1 protein-coding gene is annotated in these 231 nt (G+C 58.0%); it reads left to right on the forward strand.

Going from position 1 to position 231, the window contains the following annotated elements; genetic code table 11:
* Positions 1–231: hypothetical protein (locus SB719_RS22890; protein WP_412160146.1), on the forward strand; the 231-nt coding region annotated here is incomplete at both ends.

Consider the following 231-nt stretch of genomic DNA (forward strand, 5'->3'; position numbering starts at 1 on the left):
CGCGTAATTGGTGGTGGCGTCGGTGGTATCACCGAGAGCGATGCCAACCTGGCGCTGGCTTCGAATGCAGTACTGTTCGGCTTCAACGTGCGTGCCGATGCCGGTGCGCGCAAGATCGTCGAGCAGGAAGGTCTGGATATGCGTTACTACAACGTGATCTACGACATCATCGAAGACGTCAAGAAGGCCCTGACCGGCATGCTCGGCAGCGATGTTCGCGAGAACATCCTG

The sequence above is a fragment of the Pantoea sp. SIMBA_079 genome (assembly GCF_046940275.1).
GTDB classification, from domain to species: Bacteria; Pseudomonadota; Gammaproteobacteria; order Enterobacterales; family Enterobacteriaceae; genus Pantoea; species Pantoea borealis.